This window comes from Micromonospora hortensis, assembly GCF_022230935.1.
GTDB classification, from domain to species: Bacteria; Actinomycetota; Actinomycetes; order Mycobacteriales; family Micromonosporaceae; genus Micromonospora; species Micromonospora hortensis.
In genome coordinates this window covers 637,649-651,422 of sequence record NZ_JAKKFE010000012.1, presented here as the reverse complement: position 1 = coordinate 651,422, position 13,774 = coordinate 637,649, and the positions used below count along the sequence as shown (strand labels likewise).

The window sequence follows — 13,774 nt, the reverse complement described above, 5'->3', positions numbered from 1 at the left end:
GTGGCTGCGGGAGCAGTGCTGGCGCCAACCAAACACTGGCAGGCAGCCCGCAGTTCCGCCCCCGGCGGACTCGATCGGCCGCGACCCGCGGGACCGGTGGTACGGGGGTCTGCTCATCGCGATCGCGACATCGATCGCGGCGAGCATCTTCTTGTGCGGACTACGACAGGCACTCGGCGGCTGGTACCTGCCCCACGAACCCACCAACTGAGTGCCTCAGCCCAGCCCATGATCACCATCCGTTGGGCTACGAGTGCTGAACTTTTGGATCGTAGGGATCAGCCGCGGCCGGCGACCTCTACGAGAGTCCCCGGAGCGAGGGGTTTTCCGTTGACGTCGAGTGGCGTCACCGGAACTGCCCGATCGGTCGATCGGATCACCGACGTAGAGACGAGGAACACTCCGGAGTGAACCCGGGCGCGCACAGGTGTAGGCGACCCGACCGCGACGGCCGTCGCGCCAGCAAGGGACAACTGGCCCACTAGCCCATTGAGGACCTCACTCACGCTGGACTGGTCGCCGCCACTGCCTGCTCCGACGGCTGCCTGGTGCCGACCGGACAGCATGCTCTCGACATACCAGCCGGACGGCCCGGTCCAGAGCCGTAACGTGTGCTCGTCGTCGAGCGAGACCGTGTCGGCCAGGACATAGCCAGCTGGTGGTCGCCAGTCGCGTTCAGGTACAGCAGGGTTCGGGGCGACGCTGATGACCGCCGCGACGGCTAGGCAGACGGCCGCCAGCCCGATCAGGCTACGCATGTTCGAGCGGAATCCGGCGATGCCCATGATGCGATGCTCTCAGCAATCGGGGTCAGTCGGAATGTCGGATCTTTCGCATGAGCATCGCCCACACTCCGTATCCGGAACCGACGTTGCCGGTGATCGTGCCAGCGGCCGAGCCCATAAACAGGGCGTTCGCGCAGTCCGGGCAAACTTGCCGGCCGGTGATGGTCTTCTCGAACGGCTTGCTCACGCGCCGACCACAGTCAGGGCAATCCCTGCCAGACAATCCCATTGACGCCTCCTCCAACAGGTGCTCGAGAGGATATCTCTGCGTCTTCATCGTCGAGGTCGCCGACGAGCAGCAAACCGCTGTAACTGCGACGGTGTATTCAGGCAGGATCATCGGCCGTGACACTCGTCCTGCCGCCGCGCCTGACAGCCTCGGCTCAGAGCTTGCGCGACGCCGCTCATCGACGCGGACTACGCACCGTCCAGCTGCACACCTTCGAAGTACCCGCCGGGTTGCGTGCTGATCACCTTCACGCGGGACCGAGCTTCGCCGACGTCGTCGCACCGGTGCTCGGGATCGCGCCCCTGGAGGCGGAACCTGGCTGGCTGACTAGCCTTCCTCGTGAACTCACCGGCCGCGAGATCACCATGGTCGCCATCGGCGAGGCCTACGAACTCCGTCGACCGGCGTTCATCAAGTCGCCCAACGACAAGAACATCCCGGCGATGATCTACACCGATGGTTCCCGCCTGCCCGGCCCGGATGCTGTCGACCGGCGGACTCCAGTGCTCGTCAGCGACATCGTCGACTTCACCGCCGAGTACCGGCTACACGTGCTCGACGCTGCTGTCTACACAGGCAGCCAGTACGCCGCGCACGGCCGGTTGCACCTCGGCCCTCCGTCGCCAGACGCGCTAGCCTTCGGCGCCGATCTCATCGCCGGATATGGGCACACGTTGCCCTCCGCCATCGTCGTAGACGTAGGACTGGTCGATGGCCACTGGGCCGTGATCGAGGCGAATGCCGCATGGGCCAGCGGCGCCTACGTAGCGGATCCAGACCTGGTCCTCGATGTCGTCCTCCGAGCGGCCAGCCCAACGGCTTCGGTGACCGCCCGCGACAGACAGTTCATCCGACGGCCTCAGCCGACCGCTGCGCTTTAAGCCAGCAGGTCCATACCGGTGTACTGATCTGGCTCCCCTGTGTGTCAAGACACCGCCGGGAGGAGAGTTCTATCCCGGGTCTCGGCGGGTCCAGGAAGTGACTTCTCCGAAGAGCCGGCTTGGGGATGCGAGTCGGTCACGCTGGAGCCAGTTGTCGTTCCCGTTGTCCTCCCGCCCGCATCGCTTCCATCGACGTCTTGCCGGTGGTCTTCTTCCGGTCGAAGTAGGCGCGTAGCGCTTGTGCGGGTCCATACCGATGACCACACGATCTGACGTGACACTCAACGCGTCCTCCGATGCTCGATCCACCTGGGTTGTCGAGCCGGGAGGGCAACGCTACTTCGAGCCGATCAAACCCCTCTTGAGCCTCTCCCCGCCCTGGGGACGACGCCCGGGCCGCGCAGGCCAAATGAGAGCCACACGACCAGCGTGGGCAGCCGAAATGAGAGCGACAGCCCGGGCGCCTCGACCGAAGCCTGGCCGGGCCACGGTCGCAGGTCAATGAAACATGTAGCCGATGGGCGGATGTTCGCGGTGGTCGCGTGCCTTGTCCATGTCTAGACTCCACCGATGCATGACGGCGGCACCCTGTTGCGGATGATCGGGGCCTCGCAGGAATCAACCAGGAGCTGAGCGGTTCACTGCTTGGCCGTCGAAATAGCCGACCTCGGTTGAGCCCGACGTGACACGGACGTAATACCCCCAGCGTCTTAGGACCAGGGCGACCTTCGCGGCGCCGGCCGGGTTGGCGGAGTGGACGTTGATGACACCGACGTCAAGGGGGCGTTTGTCGAAGGCCGCCCGTTCCAGGACCTCCACGACCGGCCAGATCGTGTCGTCCCCGCCGAGGTCATGGTCCAGCCACAGTTCATCCAAGCGCCGGTCCCGGTACCGACCGAGGAGTTCAACCCCGGCGTCGCTGGTGCGGGCCACCTCGGCGATACGGCCATCCGCAAACGAACGCAGGTCATCAACCATGACGATCGTTCGGCGGGCGTTCACACGATGATGATGCCTGCCGGGAGACCCTTTCGGTGAATCCGAAGCCGACTGAGACAACGGAGTGCTTCGGAGCCACGGGCAGCAGTTGACAGTGCCCTATGCATCCTGGCAGGGGAGTGCGCGCAGGTCACGGCGGTAGGGCGCGGCCCTCGGCCCTGGCCTGGGCGCCACGCTTGGCCCCGACGCTGACCGCGCCGCAGCCGCTCATGCCGCCGAGAGGTCGCTATTGGGCGGCCGCTTGCCGGCGGACCTCGGGGCCTGAACACTTCGCCGCCTGATCGGCAATGTCAGGGTGAAGCGCGGACTTTGCCGAGGAGGGCCATGGCTTCGGATGCGGATTTGATAGGCCGGTCGCTGGATGGCGATGTCGACGCCTTCGTAGAGGTGGTCGAGCGTCATGAGGCCGCCGTCGGTTCGTACCTCGTTCGCCGGGCGGGGCGGGATGCGGCTGAGGACCTCCTGGGCGAGGTTTGGGTTGCGGCGTTCGAGTCGCGGCGATCGTACGACCGGTCGTACAACGATGCGCGACCGTGGCTGTACGGGGTGGCATTGAATCGCTTGCGGCGCTACTGGCGGTCCCGGCCCGCCGAGGACCTGGTCGCGGACGTGCCGGACGTGGCTACTGGATGGGATCCGTGGTCGGCGGTGGACCTCGGCGTGGACGCCCGGGCGGTGCTCCGGTCGGCCCTGACGCGGCTCAAACCCGAAGAGCGGGAGGTCCTGAGGCTCGTCGCCTGGGAGGACCTGACCGCAGCCGACGCCGCGCGGGCACTCGGCATACCGGCCGGCACCGCGCGGCGGCTGCTGAGCCAAGCCAGGACGGCATTGCGCGACGCCCCGGGGGTGTCCGCGCTTCTGAAGGACCGCAACAGCGCGAAGGAGAGACACCGATGACCGACGAGCTCGATCTGGTCGGTGCGTTGGGCAGCGCAGAACCACTACGCCCGGAGGCGTATCAGCGGGCGCGGGCGGTGCTGCGGGCGGCTATGGCCGACCCCGGAACCGTGCGGCTGCTGGGCGCGATATCAGCGGCGGACACGACTATGGAGGCGACTTCAACCATGAAAACGACGACAACCACGCGGGACCACGAATCCAGCCCGGCGCTTCAACGCCGCCGCCGGATTGGTATCGCGGGCCGATTGGGCATCGGCGCCGGGGTGGGGGTTGCCGCCGCGGCGGCAGTCGTCGCTGTGGTGCTCAACTCGCCGGCGACCGGGGGCATGGAGGCCGGCAAGGATCCGTCGGCCGCCACCTCGGGCTCGACCACTGTCGACGGGTCGGCCGAGCGCGCGCCGCTGATGACCCTGGCCGGGTCCATCAAGACGGTCACCCCGGCGGCGGGCGACGCGTGGCTGGTGAAGGCGACGCAGGTCCACGGCACCAAGACCATGCAGGTCGTCTACACGCTGTACACCGACGGTCACGCGATCTATACGGGCAACAGCGTGAGGGACATCAAGCGTGCGATCGCCCGTCACCAGGACCAGATGACGGACGGCGGCTACGCTCCGCTCCTCAAGGCAGCCGTCGCCGCGGCGGACAGCAGCCCAGCCGACGGCCGGACCCAGATGCTCAAGGCAGCCAAGGATCCGCTGGTGGGCCTCGACCCCGCAGCGCAAAAGGCGGCGTGGGACAAGCAGCAGGCGGCCGCTCAGGTGATCATCAAGCAGAAGGGCGGCAACGCCAAGCCGAAGCCGTACAGCCCCCAGGCCGTACAGCGGCACTTCGACAACGCCCTGTGGACGTACAGCACCCAAGCGCTGTCCGCTGGCGACGGCAACACGCAGGTCCGGGTCGGTGTGCTGCGTCTGCTGTCCACCATCGACGCGGTCAGCGTCAAGAACTCGACCACCCACGGCAAGGCCACGCTGACGATCACCGCCGGCCCCGAGGTGTTCGGCGGCGAGGGCAGCGAGGTGCTGACCATTGACGCCAAGACCGGCATGCTGGTCAAGGACGTCTCCACCGTGCCGGGCCTCCCGCAGGCCTCCACGACGTACGAATCTTCCCGCGTGACGAAGGCCGACCTGTAGGCCGGGAACTCCCATCCGCCAGCATTCCGGCAGACGGGCGTAACACGGCCCGGCGTTCGGTAACGGTGCGGGCCGCCTCCAGGCGGCCCGCACCGTCGTTTTGTTTGTTCGCGCGGCCCGTGCCTGATTGCGATGATCGACGCGTGACGTACATCCCGGACCTGGCGCCCTATGACTACTACCCGGGCGCCCCGGACGCCATTGCCATTGGTTGGCTGGATTCGAGCATGTCCTTTACTGCAGGAGCCTGCCCCCGAGACGTTCGAGATCGCTTGGTGAGGCTCGGTGCCAGACCAGTGCGGCTCATGCGTGGGTATCACTACTGCCAGTTCTGCGAGGCAGCGGTCGAGCCTCTGCGCGTGATTCGGGCCGACATTTTGCTCTACGAAGCTCCCGATGTTGCGCGCGGGAATGGCGAGATCTGGCTCACCGGAATGGACGGGACGAACTTCGCTGCACCGGTGCTGATCGGCCACTACGTTGAAGAGCATCGCTACCTGCCACCTGATGGCTTCATCGAGGCGGTTCGGACCGGTGTCCCCACCCCCGGCGTCGCATAGTGAGGATCCGGCTTCTGCCGCGCTCGGCTGGCAAGTGAAGGTCAGCCGCACCGGCACCGCAAGATGTCCGTTGACCTCTCCACCTAGCCTCGCTGGTGACAACCACTGGGCCGACGGGTTGCGGGTGCGCTGCCGGACGTGTTGTCCGCCAGTTCCCCGTCCGCGTCGTTGCAGTATCGCTTGGGCCTGCTCGAAGGTCGCGTCGTCGATGAGTGACTCATGGGTGATGTCCTTTGGAGACCATTCATTTGCCGCGGACGTTCCAGCGCATGACGCCGGTGTGACCCATTGCCACGTCGTCGACGTCGAGGTGGCCCGCGACACTCAGATCGACCCCCGCGGCGGACGCATCTCACTCGCGCCCGGCGAGCCGTCGTCGGGGCCTCGGGTCTGCCGACGTGGGTAGGTCGACCGGCAGGACTTCCTGCGAGTGTCGTCAGTTCGGGTGTGCCGTTCACGTGGTGTGCGCGAAACCGATGAAGAAATCAAGACACAAGGTGTCAGGTTTTGGGTCGAGCATGGGTTGCTGGTCGACGCCGATGGTGCGGCGTAAACCGGAAACTCGGATAGATACGAACAGATAAGGACCTTCGTGCGCGAAACTTCGGAAGAAATCACAGGGCTTCAGGCTCTCCTTGATGCCTCCCTGTCCCGTTCCACCTCGCACCTCCGCTCGATCATCAGCACCGAGCGCACCTTGACCGCGCAGCAGCTCACCCACGTCCTCGGTGGCATGTGCACCCTCGCCCTGTCCACAGTGACGGCGAAGGGCGAGCCGCGGATCAGTGGTGTCGATGGGCACTTTCTGCACGGCAAGTGGCTCTTCGGTACGGCGCGCGACTCGGCCAAGGCGCGCCACCTCTCGGCGCGGCCCGCCGTGAGCGCCGCGCACATGCGCGGTGAGGACCTGGGCGTGTTCACGCACGGAAGGGCCGAGATCCTCAACCCCCACGACGGCGAGCCGGCGGAGGACTGGCCGGACCTGCTCGCGTACCTCAAGGACTTCTATGGCGAGGAGCTCTTCGACTGGGACAACGACGTCGTCTACTACCGGCTGCAACCGCACTGGATGGCCGCCTACGCGCCCGACGTCGCGAAGCTCACTGCGCTGTCCCAGCCCTGATCCCCCAGCAGTGGCCGGATCGGGACCAGCCACGTCATGAGAGAGCGGTGAGGCATCCACGCAGGTCCCCTGGACGGCGACCTGCGGTGAAGCGCGTGTTCGGTTTGCTCGGCAGGGGCAGGGGCAGGGGCAGGGGCAGGGGCAGGGGCAGGGGCCGGGGCAGAGGCAGGGGCTGCGCGCCCATGCCCTGCCTCGTGGGCGAGAGGGTGGACGAAGGTTGACTGAAATCGGATCGGGCGTCGCAAGGATGGGACGCGACACCATCGACGTGGTGGGGGCTCGTACCAACAATCTGCGGGACGTGTCCGTCAGCATTCCCAAAGGACAGCTCGTCGCCTTCACCGGAGTGAGCGGCAGCGGCAAGACCTCGCTGGCCATCGACACCCTGCACAACGAAGCCCAGCTACGGTATCTGGAAGGGCTTTCGCCCTTCGTACGGCAGTACATAACGCAGCGCAACCGGCCGAAGGTCGACCGCATTTTGGGCCTCGGCGCGACGCTCGCTGTCGACCAACGCCGCCTGAACCGTAACCCCCGTTCCACCGTCGCAACGATCACCGGCATCGACGGGCACCTGGGGCTGCTGTACTCGCGCCTTCCAGGGATCGGCGCAGACCCGGCGGCGGGGATTGGAAACGAGCATCTGACGACCGCTCACTTCGACCGCAACACGCCGGAGGGGAGCTGTGCGGACTGCCACGGGGTGGGCGGGCGCTGGCAGGCGCAGGAGGACCTGGTCATCACCCACCCGGAGCTTCCGCTCTTCGAGGGGGCCTCGCCCTGGTACGCGAAATGGCGGTCGGGGGAACACGTGTTCGTCCCGGCGCTTGCCGAGAAGCGGGGCGTCGACCTCGGCCGGTCGTGGCAGTCGCTGCCCGAGGAGTTCCGTTACTGCGTGCTGTATGGCACAGGTGACGAGAAGATCGAGGCGACCGTCGACATGACGAACAGGAATGAGCGGGCCCAGGTGACCTACACCTCGAGCCAGCCACTACGGGGCGCTCTCGCCGAGGTGGAGCGGGTGTTCGTGAACGCCCAGACGTCCAGCGCCAAGCAGCGCTACCTGCCGTACATGCGCAAGCAGCCCTGCGGCACCTGCGGCGGCAGCGGATACGACGAGGTGGCCCGGTCCGTGCGGCTCGGCGGACTGACCTACCCCGACCTGCTCGAGGTGGAGGTGCGGGAGGTACGCGACTGGGCTAAACGCGTCGCGGATGAGCTGGACGCCCGGCAGCGTGAGGTGGGCGAACCGCTGCTGCAGGACCTCGGCCGCAGGCTCGGAATCCTTGACCGGCTCGGCCTGGCCCATCTCCAACTGTCCCGGAGCGCAGCGACACTGTCCGGGGGTGAGTTGCAGCGCACCCGACTCGCCGCGCAGCTCAGCACCGAACTGAGCGGCATCATCTTCGTCCTGGACGAGCCCGGCACCGGGCTGCATCCGGCGGACAAGGCGCACCTGCTCGACATCGCCCTGGAGCTGCGCGAGGCCGGCAACACCGTACTCCTCGTCGAGCACGACCCGGAGCTGATCGCCCGAGCCGATTGGGTGATCGACATGGGGCCGGGCGCCGGCCGATTCGGCGGTGAGATCCTCGTGTCCGGGCCTCCCGCCGACGTAGCCGCTCATCCCACGTCGCTGACCGGGCGCTATCTGGCCGGCGAAGGGCCGCGGCTGCATCGGACCCGCCGCCCGGCCGGGGACGACACCGACTGGGTGGAGCTGCACGGCCTGCGTGCGCACAACGTGACCGCGAGCCTGGTGAGGTTCCCCGCCGGTCGGCTCACCTGCCTGACCGGCGTGAGCGGCAGCGGCAAGAGCAGCCTCCTCGCCGCGCTCGGGGCGAGCGTGGGGGCCGCCCTGGACGGAACGGCGACCGACGCGGTGCGGGAGGTGACCGGCGTCGAGGGATTCAGCTGGGTCGCCGTCGTCGATCAGGAACCGCTCGGGCGGACGCCGAGATCCAACCCGGCGACCTACAGCAAGGCGTTCGACATCGTCCGCAAACTGTTCGCCGAGACCGACATCGCGCGCGGACGCGGGGTCGACGCCTCCTGGTTCAGCTTCAACACCGCAGGCGGTGGCCGCTGCGAAACCTGCACCGGTTATGGCCGAAAACTGGTCGACATGCATTTCCTACCCGACGTGTGGGTGGTGTGCGACGCGTGCGAGGGCCGGCGCTACAAGCCGGATGCGTTGGAGGTTACCTACCGGGGATTGGCCATCGATCAGGTCCTGGAGCTCACCGTCGCCGAGGCCGTGGAGCAGTTCTCCGAGCCCCGACAACTCGCAGAAACCCTGGGAGCTTTGAACCAGGTCGGGCTCGGCTATCTCCAACTCGGGCAGAGCGCCACAGAGTTGTCCGGCGGCGAGGCGCAGCGGCTGAAGCTGGCGTCCGCCATCCAACGCGGTGCTGCGAGCCGCAAGGCTGGTCTCGTCGTTCTCGACGAGCCCGTCTCGGGCCTGCACCCGTCCGACATCCAGCGTGTGGTGGACGCGCTCGACGTGTTGCTGGACTCGGGCAACACCGTCGTCGTGGCCGAACACGACATCCCCGTCGCCGCGTCCGCGGACTGGGTGATCGACCTGGGGCCGGGAGCCGGTCCGGATGGGGGCGCGGTGGTCGCGGCGGGCGCCCCGGAGGCCGTCGCGACAGCCGACACCCCGACCGCCAGCTTCTTTCGGCGGTACGCGGCGGGCCTACCGCTCCTGGAGACACGTGAAGACCTGCGCCGCCCAGGGGCCCGGGCGGGTGCTGCCCCCCTGTCCAGGCACCAGTCGAGGAGGAGCGTCCATGCCTGATATCGGTGCGGAAGCGTGCGCCCTTCGGCCGCCGCCGCTCGTCCGCTGGGCGCGTTCCCCTCGGTTTGCGTCCGGCCCGGTCAACGTGTCACCCACCGAATTCAGCCGGAACCACGCGGTCAGGTTTCAGCCATACTGGGCCGTTCCAGCCCTCGCCGGACGGCCCAGTTCCGACGGTTGTCAGCTGCGTGCGCTCAGGACAGCGGGTTCCGGCGTGCCCGCCGGCGGCCGGGGGTCGTCGTGATGCGTGAACAGTTCGCTGGGCCACCACATCCATCGATCAACGTCCACTGTTAGTGCGGTGACCAGCACCGAGCGGACGATCATGGTGTCCAGTAGTACGCCAAACGCCACAGTGAACCCCAGTTGCGCCGCGAACACCAAGGGCAGTGATCCCAGCGCCGCGAAGGTACCGGCCAGGACCAGACCCGCTGAGGTGATCACACCGCCGGTGGCGGACAGCCCAGCCCGGGCACCCTGTCGGGTGCCGTGTACCTGTGCCTCCTCCCGTACCCGGCTGACCAGGAAGATGTTGTAGTCGATGCCGAGGGCGACCAGGAACACGAACACTAGGAGTGGGAAGTTCGCGTCTGCCCCGGCGAAGTCGAACACGTGATTGAACACCAGCGCGCTCACGCCGAGGGACGCTCCGAGCGACAGCACCACCGTCGCCATGAGCAGCAGCGGTGCGACGATCGCCCGTAGCAGCAGTGCGAGGATGAGGAAGACCACGATCAGTACGACGGGGATGATCACTTTGGCGTCGCGGGCTGCCGACTGTTGTGTATCGAGTGCGATCGCCGTGCTGCCTCCGACCCGCGCATCAGCACCCTCGATCTTGTGGACCGCGGCTCTGGCCTGCTCGACTGTGCGCATCGCGGCCTTGCTGCCGGGCGCGTCCTCGGGCGTCCCGAGAACGAAGACGTCACCATCCTTGACCATCGGTGCCGCGACGTCGGTGATCCCTGGGACGCCTGACAGCGCGGTGACGACCTGCTCGGCCGAGGCGGCCTTGGCCACGACGTAGATGGGGTCACCGGACCCGGCCGGAAAGTGCCTGGACTGGATCTCCTCGCCGACGACCGCCTGCGGCTCGTTGGTGAACTGACCCTTGCTCGGGATCCCATCGGCCTTGAGCCCCGTCATCCCGATCGCCATGACGCCGAGGACGAGCGAGGTGGCGACCCACACGATCCGCGGGCGGCGGGAGATCGCGGTGCCGATCCGCGTCCAGATGCTGTCCCTGGCCGTTCCGACCGACCCGTACGACGGTTTCACCGGCCAGAAGATCCAACGGCCGCAGATGACCAGGAGGGCCGGCATCAGGGTGAGCATGGCAAGTAGCCCGACGACGATACCGATGGCACAGGCCGGGCCGAGGCCTTTTGTGGAGTTGAGAGTGGCCAGCAGCAGCACCAGCAGGCTGACGGCGACGGTCGCGGCGCTGGCGATGATCGCGGGACCGGAGCGGTACAGGGCTTCCGCCATCGCGTCGTGCCGGTCCTCGTGTCGCCGCAACTCCTCCCGGTACCGGGAGATGAGCAGTAGCGCGTAGTCGGTGGCGGCGCCGAACACCAGTACGGTCAGGATGAGGCTGGTCTGCGTGTTGACGACGAGTCCGGCGTTCTTTGCCAGCAGGTAGATCACCGCTTCTGCCGTGACCAGGGCGCCGCCCGCGGTCAGGAGCGGCAGCAGTGGCAGCAGTGGACTGCGGTAGGTGAACAGCAGGATGACCACCACTACCAACGCCGTGATCATCCCCAGGGCGCCTCCTCCGCTGAAGGCCGTTATCGAGTCGGATGCGTAGCCGGCCGGCCCGGTGACGTGGAACCCGAGACCGTTGGCGCTCTGTTGACCTATCGTGGTCATTTCGCCGACCACCGCGTGGGCACCGTCCCAGCCCTCACTGCCGTCGTCGACCTGCACCACTGTCAGGATGGCCTTGCCATCCTGGGACTTCGACGGCCCCTGTGGCTGCCCCACGACCTTTTCGATGCCCTGGAAGGCTTCGGCGTCAGCTTGGGCCTTGGCCATGTCCGCAGAGGTGACGCCCTCGGGCCGGTCATAGATCACGATCGCGGGCAGGGTCTCGGCGGGCTGGAACTTCTTTGCCTGGTCGAGGACCCTTGTCGCCTCCGCGTTGCTGGGCAGCCAGGCCGAACTGTCGTTCTTCTCGACATCGCCCAGGTTGGCGGCCAGCAGGAAGGCCGGCACCATCAGGGCGACCCAGACGGCCACGATTGCCCATTTCGCAATCCTGCCACTGGGCAAGGTCATCACTTTCCGCAACATGGGGATTCCTCAGTGCTCAGTCGACAAAGCCGTGCCGAAGCGGGGAGCGCTTACAGGCGTCCCACCGTCCATGGCCGGAGTTTGTCGGGGTGGCGTACCGCCCAGATGCGCTTGATCCGGTCGCCGACGACGTCGAAGGCGTACACCGATACGGTGACGCCGTCCTGCTGGGCGATCAGGCCGGGTTGGCCGTTGACCGTACGCTCCAGAATCGTCAGGTTTCGAAGTCTTCCCTCGAGGTGGATCAGGGAGCGGACGATCTGCTCGGCGCCTTCGATCGGGTGGAGCACGGCGCCGACAATGCCGCCGCCGTCGGCGATTGCCGTGGCGTTGGGGTCGAGAAGGCCGATGAGGGCGCTGATGTCCTTGGCTTCCCAGGCCTGTTTGAAATCCCTGACGATGTCGGCGCGTGGGGCTGTCGAGGTCGCGGGGGTCTGTGTTGCGCGTACGCGCCGACGGGCCGAGGAGGCCAACTGGCGGCACGCCGCAGGGGTACGACCGACGATGTCGCCGACTTCCGCGAAGGAGTAGCGGAAGACGTCGTGCAGGATGAACGCGACGCGCTCGGCCGGGGTCATCGATTCGAGTACGACGAGGAAGGCCATGGTGATCGACTCGTCGAGGGTGATGCGGTCGGCCGGGTCGATGGTGGTGGCGTCGGCCCGTCCGCTGATCCACTCTGTGGGTTCGGGTAGCGGCTCGGGGATCCATTCGCCCACGTAGGTCTCCCGCCTAACCCGCGCCGAGGAGAGCAGGTTGAGGCAGATCCGGCTGGCGACCGTGGTCAACCAGGCGCCGGGGGATTGGATCGCCTCCTGCTGTTGGTGGGACATGGCGTACCAGCGGGCATAGGTCTCCTGGACGGCGTCTTCGGCGTCGGCCAGGGAGCCGAGGAGCCGGTAGGCGAGATTGATCAGCTGACGCCGTTCGTTCATGACCGCGGTCAGGCTCGGATCGGGTCGGCCATGTCCTGGCTCGGTTGGTCTGGTCATGGTGTCGCCGACTCCCCTTGGTCGCGTCTGCCCTCACGTGGTTCGACAAGACAGCACACCGAACTGTGAGGTTCGCGCGTCGCCTCACATTCCGAGGCGCCCTGTTGTCGTACCACTGAGACGATCAGCCACCCAGCCGGCCCAAAGCGCAGTGAGACGGTGGCCTTTCCCTCCGTCCTGACGATCGCAACTGACCGGAACCCTGGCCCGTCCCGACGGCACCGATCACACCGCCGGCGTGGACAGCTTCTTCCGGCCCCGGCGGTCTACCTCCATTGCGCGATCCTGGCAATCACCGACACATCAGACCGATTTGACGAGGCGACTGAGATGCGAACTCAAGCGACCAGAAAGTTCCAGGAAGCGACCGACGAGAAGCCGGCTACCGTCACACGAAGCGGCTGGAACTGGAGCCGGATCCGCCCCATCGCCTTCTGGACCACGACGTTGGTAATCGCCCTCGAGTTGGCTGCTGGATCGGTGTGGAACCTGCTGACGATCGAATGGGTGGAAGTGCAGTTGCACCACCTGGGGTACCCGCACTTCTTCGCCTACATTCTCGGCGCGTGGCAGGCCGGCGCGGCCGTCGCGATCGTCGCGCCCGGGCTCCGGCTGCTTAAGGAATGGGCGTACGTGGGCGCCTTCTTCCTGTGGTCCGGTGCCGTGGCGTCGCACCTGTCAGTCGGTGACGGCCTTCAATCGTGGGGGGTGCCGCTGATGTTCGGTGCATGCGCGATCGCCTCGTGGGTGCTGAGGCCAGCCGACCGCCGGCTTCCGGAGACGCGGCTCCGTCGGGCCCGCCCTGCCGACGCTGGACCGGGTGGCTTCGGGCCGTTGGGGATCCGTCCTCGCTCCTGGGCAAGCCGTCCTCGCGCTTGGATCGTCCCGATCGGACTCATCGCTGTCCTGTATGCCGTCTCGTTCCTGACGCTACCCGTGATGGAAGACGTCATGCGTGAGCAGGCAGTTGAGCTCGGCTGGATCGACAGGTAACGAGTAGGGCCCCGACGTTGCGCTGTCCTGGGCGCACGACATCCGTGCCAGAACCGTTCAGGGCGCTAGACGGTCACGAAT

13 protein-coding genes are annotated in these 13,774 nt (G+C 67.0%); 7 read left to right on the top strand and 6 right to left on the bottom strand.

What is annotated here, in order from left to right:
• Positions 1-278: 278 nt before the first annotated feature.
• Positions 279-785, bottom strand: coding sequence for a hypothetical protein (locus tag NIE111_RS11385; protein ID WP_238684361.1), 507 nt, complete (start codon positions 783-785; stop codon positions 279-281).
• Between the two features lie 25 nt (positions 786-810).
• Complete coding sequence (locus NIE111_RS11380) at positions 811-972, bottom strand: hypothetical protein (RefSeq protein WP_238684360.1); 162 nt, start codon at positions 970-972, stop codon at positions 811-813.
• A 158-nt stretch (positions 973-1,130) separates the two neighbouring features.
• Between NIE111_RS11380 and NIE111_RS11375 the strand changes: the two genes are divergently transcribed.
• A complete protein-coding gene (locus NIE111_RS11375) occupies positions 1,131-1,895 on the top strand; it encodes an ATP-grasp domain-containing protein (RefSeq protein WP_238684359.1) in 765 nt (254 codons plus the stop codon).
• A 618-nt stretch (positions 1,896-2,513) separates the two neighbouring features.
• Here NIE111_RS11375 and NIE111_RS11370 read toward each other — a convergent pair.
• Positions 2,514-2,873: a cyclic-phosphate processing receiver domain-containing protein gene (locus tag NIE111_RS11370; protein WP_274530970.1), complete on the bottom strand. Its 360-nt coding sequence runs from the start codon at positions 2,871-2,873 to the stop codon at positions 2,514-2,516.
• 345 nt (positions 2,874-3,218) lie between these two features.
• Between NIE111_RS11370 and NIE111_RS11365 the strand changes: the two genes are divergently transcribed.
• The 3 genes from NIE111_RS11365 (at position 3,219) to NIE111_RS11355 (ending at position 5,493) form a co-directional block, all read left to right on the top strand.
• Positions 3,219-3,791: an RNA polymerase sigma factor gene (locus tag NIE111_RS11365; protein WP_145780037.1), complete on the top strand. Its 573-nt coding sequence runs from the start codon at positions 3,219-3,221 to the stop codon at positions 3,789-3,791.
• On the top strand, positions 3,788-4,933 hold the full coding sequence (locus NIE111_RS11360) for a hypothetical protein (protein ID WP_238684357.1): 1,146 nt from the start codon (positions 3,788-3,790) through the stop codon (positions 4,931-4,933). The genes NIE111_RS11365 and NIE111_RS11360 overlap by 4 nt, the downstream gene beginning before the upstream one ends.
• A gap of 143 nt (positions 4,934-5,076) precedes the next feature.
• Positions 5,077-5,493 carry a DUF7919 family protein gene (locus tag NIE111_RS11355; protein ID WP_238684356.1) on the top strand — a complete coding sequence of 139 codons (417 nt, stop codon included), beginning with the start codon at positions 5,077-5,079 and terminating at the stop codon, positions 5,491-5,493.
• A 454-nt stretch (positions 5,494-5,947) separates the two neighbouring features.
• On the opposite strand, the gene NIE111_RS11350 is transcribed toward NIE111_RS11355, so the two are convergent.
• Entirely contained in the window at positions 5,948-6,214 is a 267-nt protein-coding gene (locus tag NIE111_RS11350) for a hypothetical protein (RefSeq protein WP_238684355.1), read from the bottom strand.
• Between NIE111_RS11350 and NIE111_RS11345 the strand changes: the two genes are divergently transcribed.
• A complete protein-coding gene (locus NIE111_RS11345) occupies positions 6,191-6,616 on the top strand; it encodes a pyridoxamine 5'-phosphate oxidase family protein (protein WP_238684354.1) in 426 nt (141 codons plus the stop codon). The genes NIE111_RS11350 and NIE111_RS11345 overlap by 24 nt on opposite strands.
• A gap of 247 nt (positions 6,617-6,863) precedes the next feature.
• Positions 6,864-9,416, top strand: coding sequence for an excinuclease ABC subunit UvrA (locus NIE111_RS11340; RefSeq protein WP_238684353.1), 2,553 nt, complete (start codon positions 6,864-6,866; stop codon positions 9,414-9,416).
• Between the two features lie 180 nt (positions 9,417-9,596).
• Here the strand turns inward: NIE111_RS11340 and NIE111_RS11335 are convergent, their stop codons facing one another.
• Both NIE111_RS11335 and sigJ read right to left on the bottom strand, forming a co-directional pair.
• Positions 9,597-11,708, bottom strand: a complete 2,112-nt coding sequence (locus tag NIE111_RS11335; RefSeq protein ID WP_443677122.1) for an MMPL family transporter — start codon at positions 11,706-11,708, stop codon at positions 9,597-9,599.
• A 50-nt stretch (positions 11,709-11,758) separates the two neighbouring features.
• Positions 11,759-12,643 (bottom strand): RNA polymerase sigma factor SigJ, encoded by an 885-nt coding sequence (gene sigJ / locus NIE111_RS11330; RefSeq protein ID WP_238684351.1) that lies wholly within the window; start codon positions 12,641-12,643, stop codon positions 11,759-11,761.
• A gap of 387 nt (positions 12,644-13,030) precedes the next feature.
• Here sigJ and NIE111_RS11325 point away from each other — a divergent pair, with 387 nt between their 5' ends.
• Complete coding sequence (locus NIE111_RS11325) at positions 13,031-13,693, top strand: DoxX family protein (RefSeq protein ID WP_238684350.1); 663 nt, start codon at positions 13,031-13,033, stop codon at positions 13,691-13,693.
• Positions 13,694-13,774: the final 81 nt, after the last annotated feature.

Coding starts and splice junctions, on each gene's coding strand:
- NIE111_RS11385 (WP_238684361.1), bottom strand. CDS start 785: ATGGGCATCGCCGGATTCCGCTCGAACATGCGTAGCCTGATCGGGCTG.
- NIE111_RS11370 (WP_274530970.1), bottom strand. CDS start 2,873: ATGGTTGATGACCTGCGTTCGTTTGCGGATGGCCGTATCGCCGAGGTG.
- NIE111_RS11365 (WP_145780037.1), top strand. CDS start 3,219: ATGGCTTCGGATGCGGATTTGATAGGCCGGTCGCTGGATGGCGATGTC.
- NIE111_RS11360 (WP_238684357.1), top strand. CDS start 3,788: ATGACCGACGAGCTCGATCTGGTCGGTGCGTTGGGCAGCGCAGAACCA.
- NIE111_RS11340 (WP_238684353.1), top strand. CDS start 6,864: ATGGGACGCGACACCATCGACGTGGTGGGGGCTCGTACCAACAATCTG.
- NIE111_RS11335 (WP_443677122.1), bottom strand. CDS start 11,708: ATGTTGCGGAAAGTGATGACCTTGCCCAGTGGCAGGATTGCGAAATGG.
- sigJ (WP_238684351.1), bottom strand. CDS start 12,643: ATGAACGAACGGCGTCAGCTGATCAATCTCGCCTACCGGCTCCTCGGC.
- NIE111_RS11325 (WP_238684350.1), top strand. CDS start 13,031: ATGCGAACTCAAGCGACCAGAAAGTTCCAGGAAGCGACCGACGAGAAG.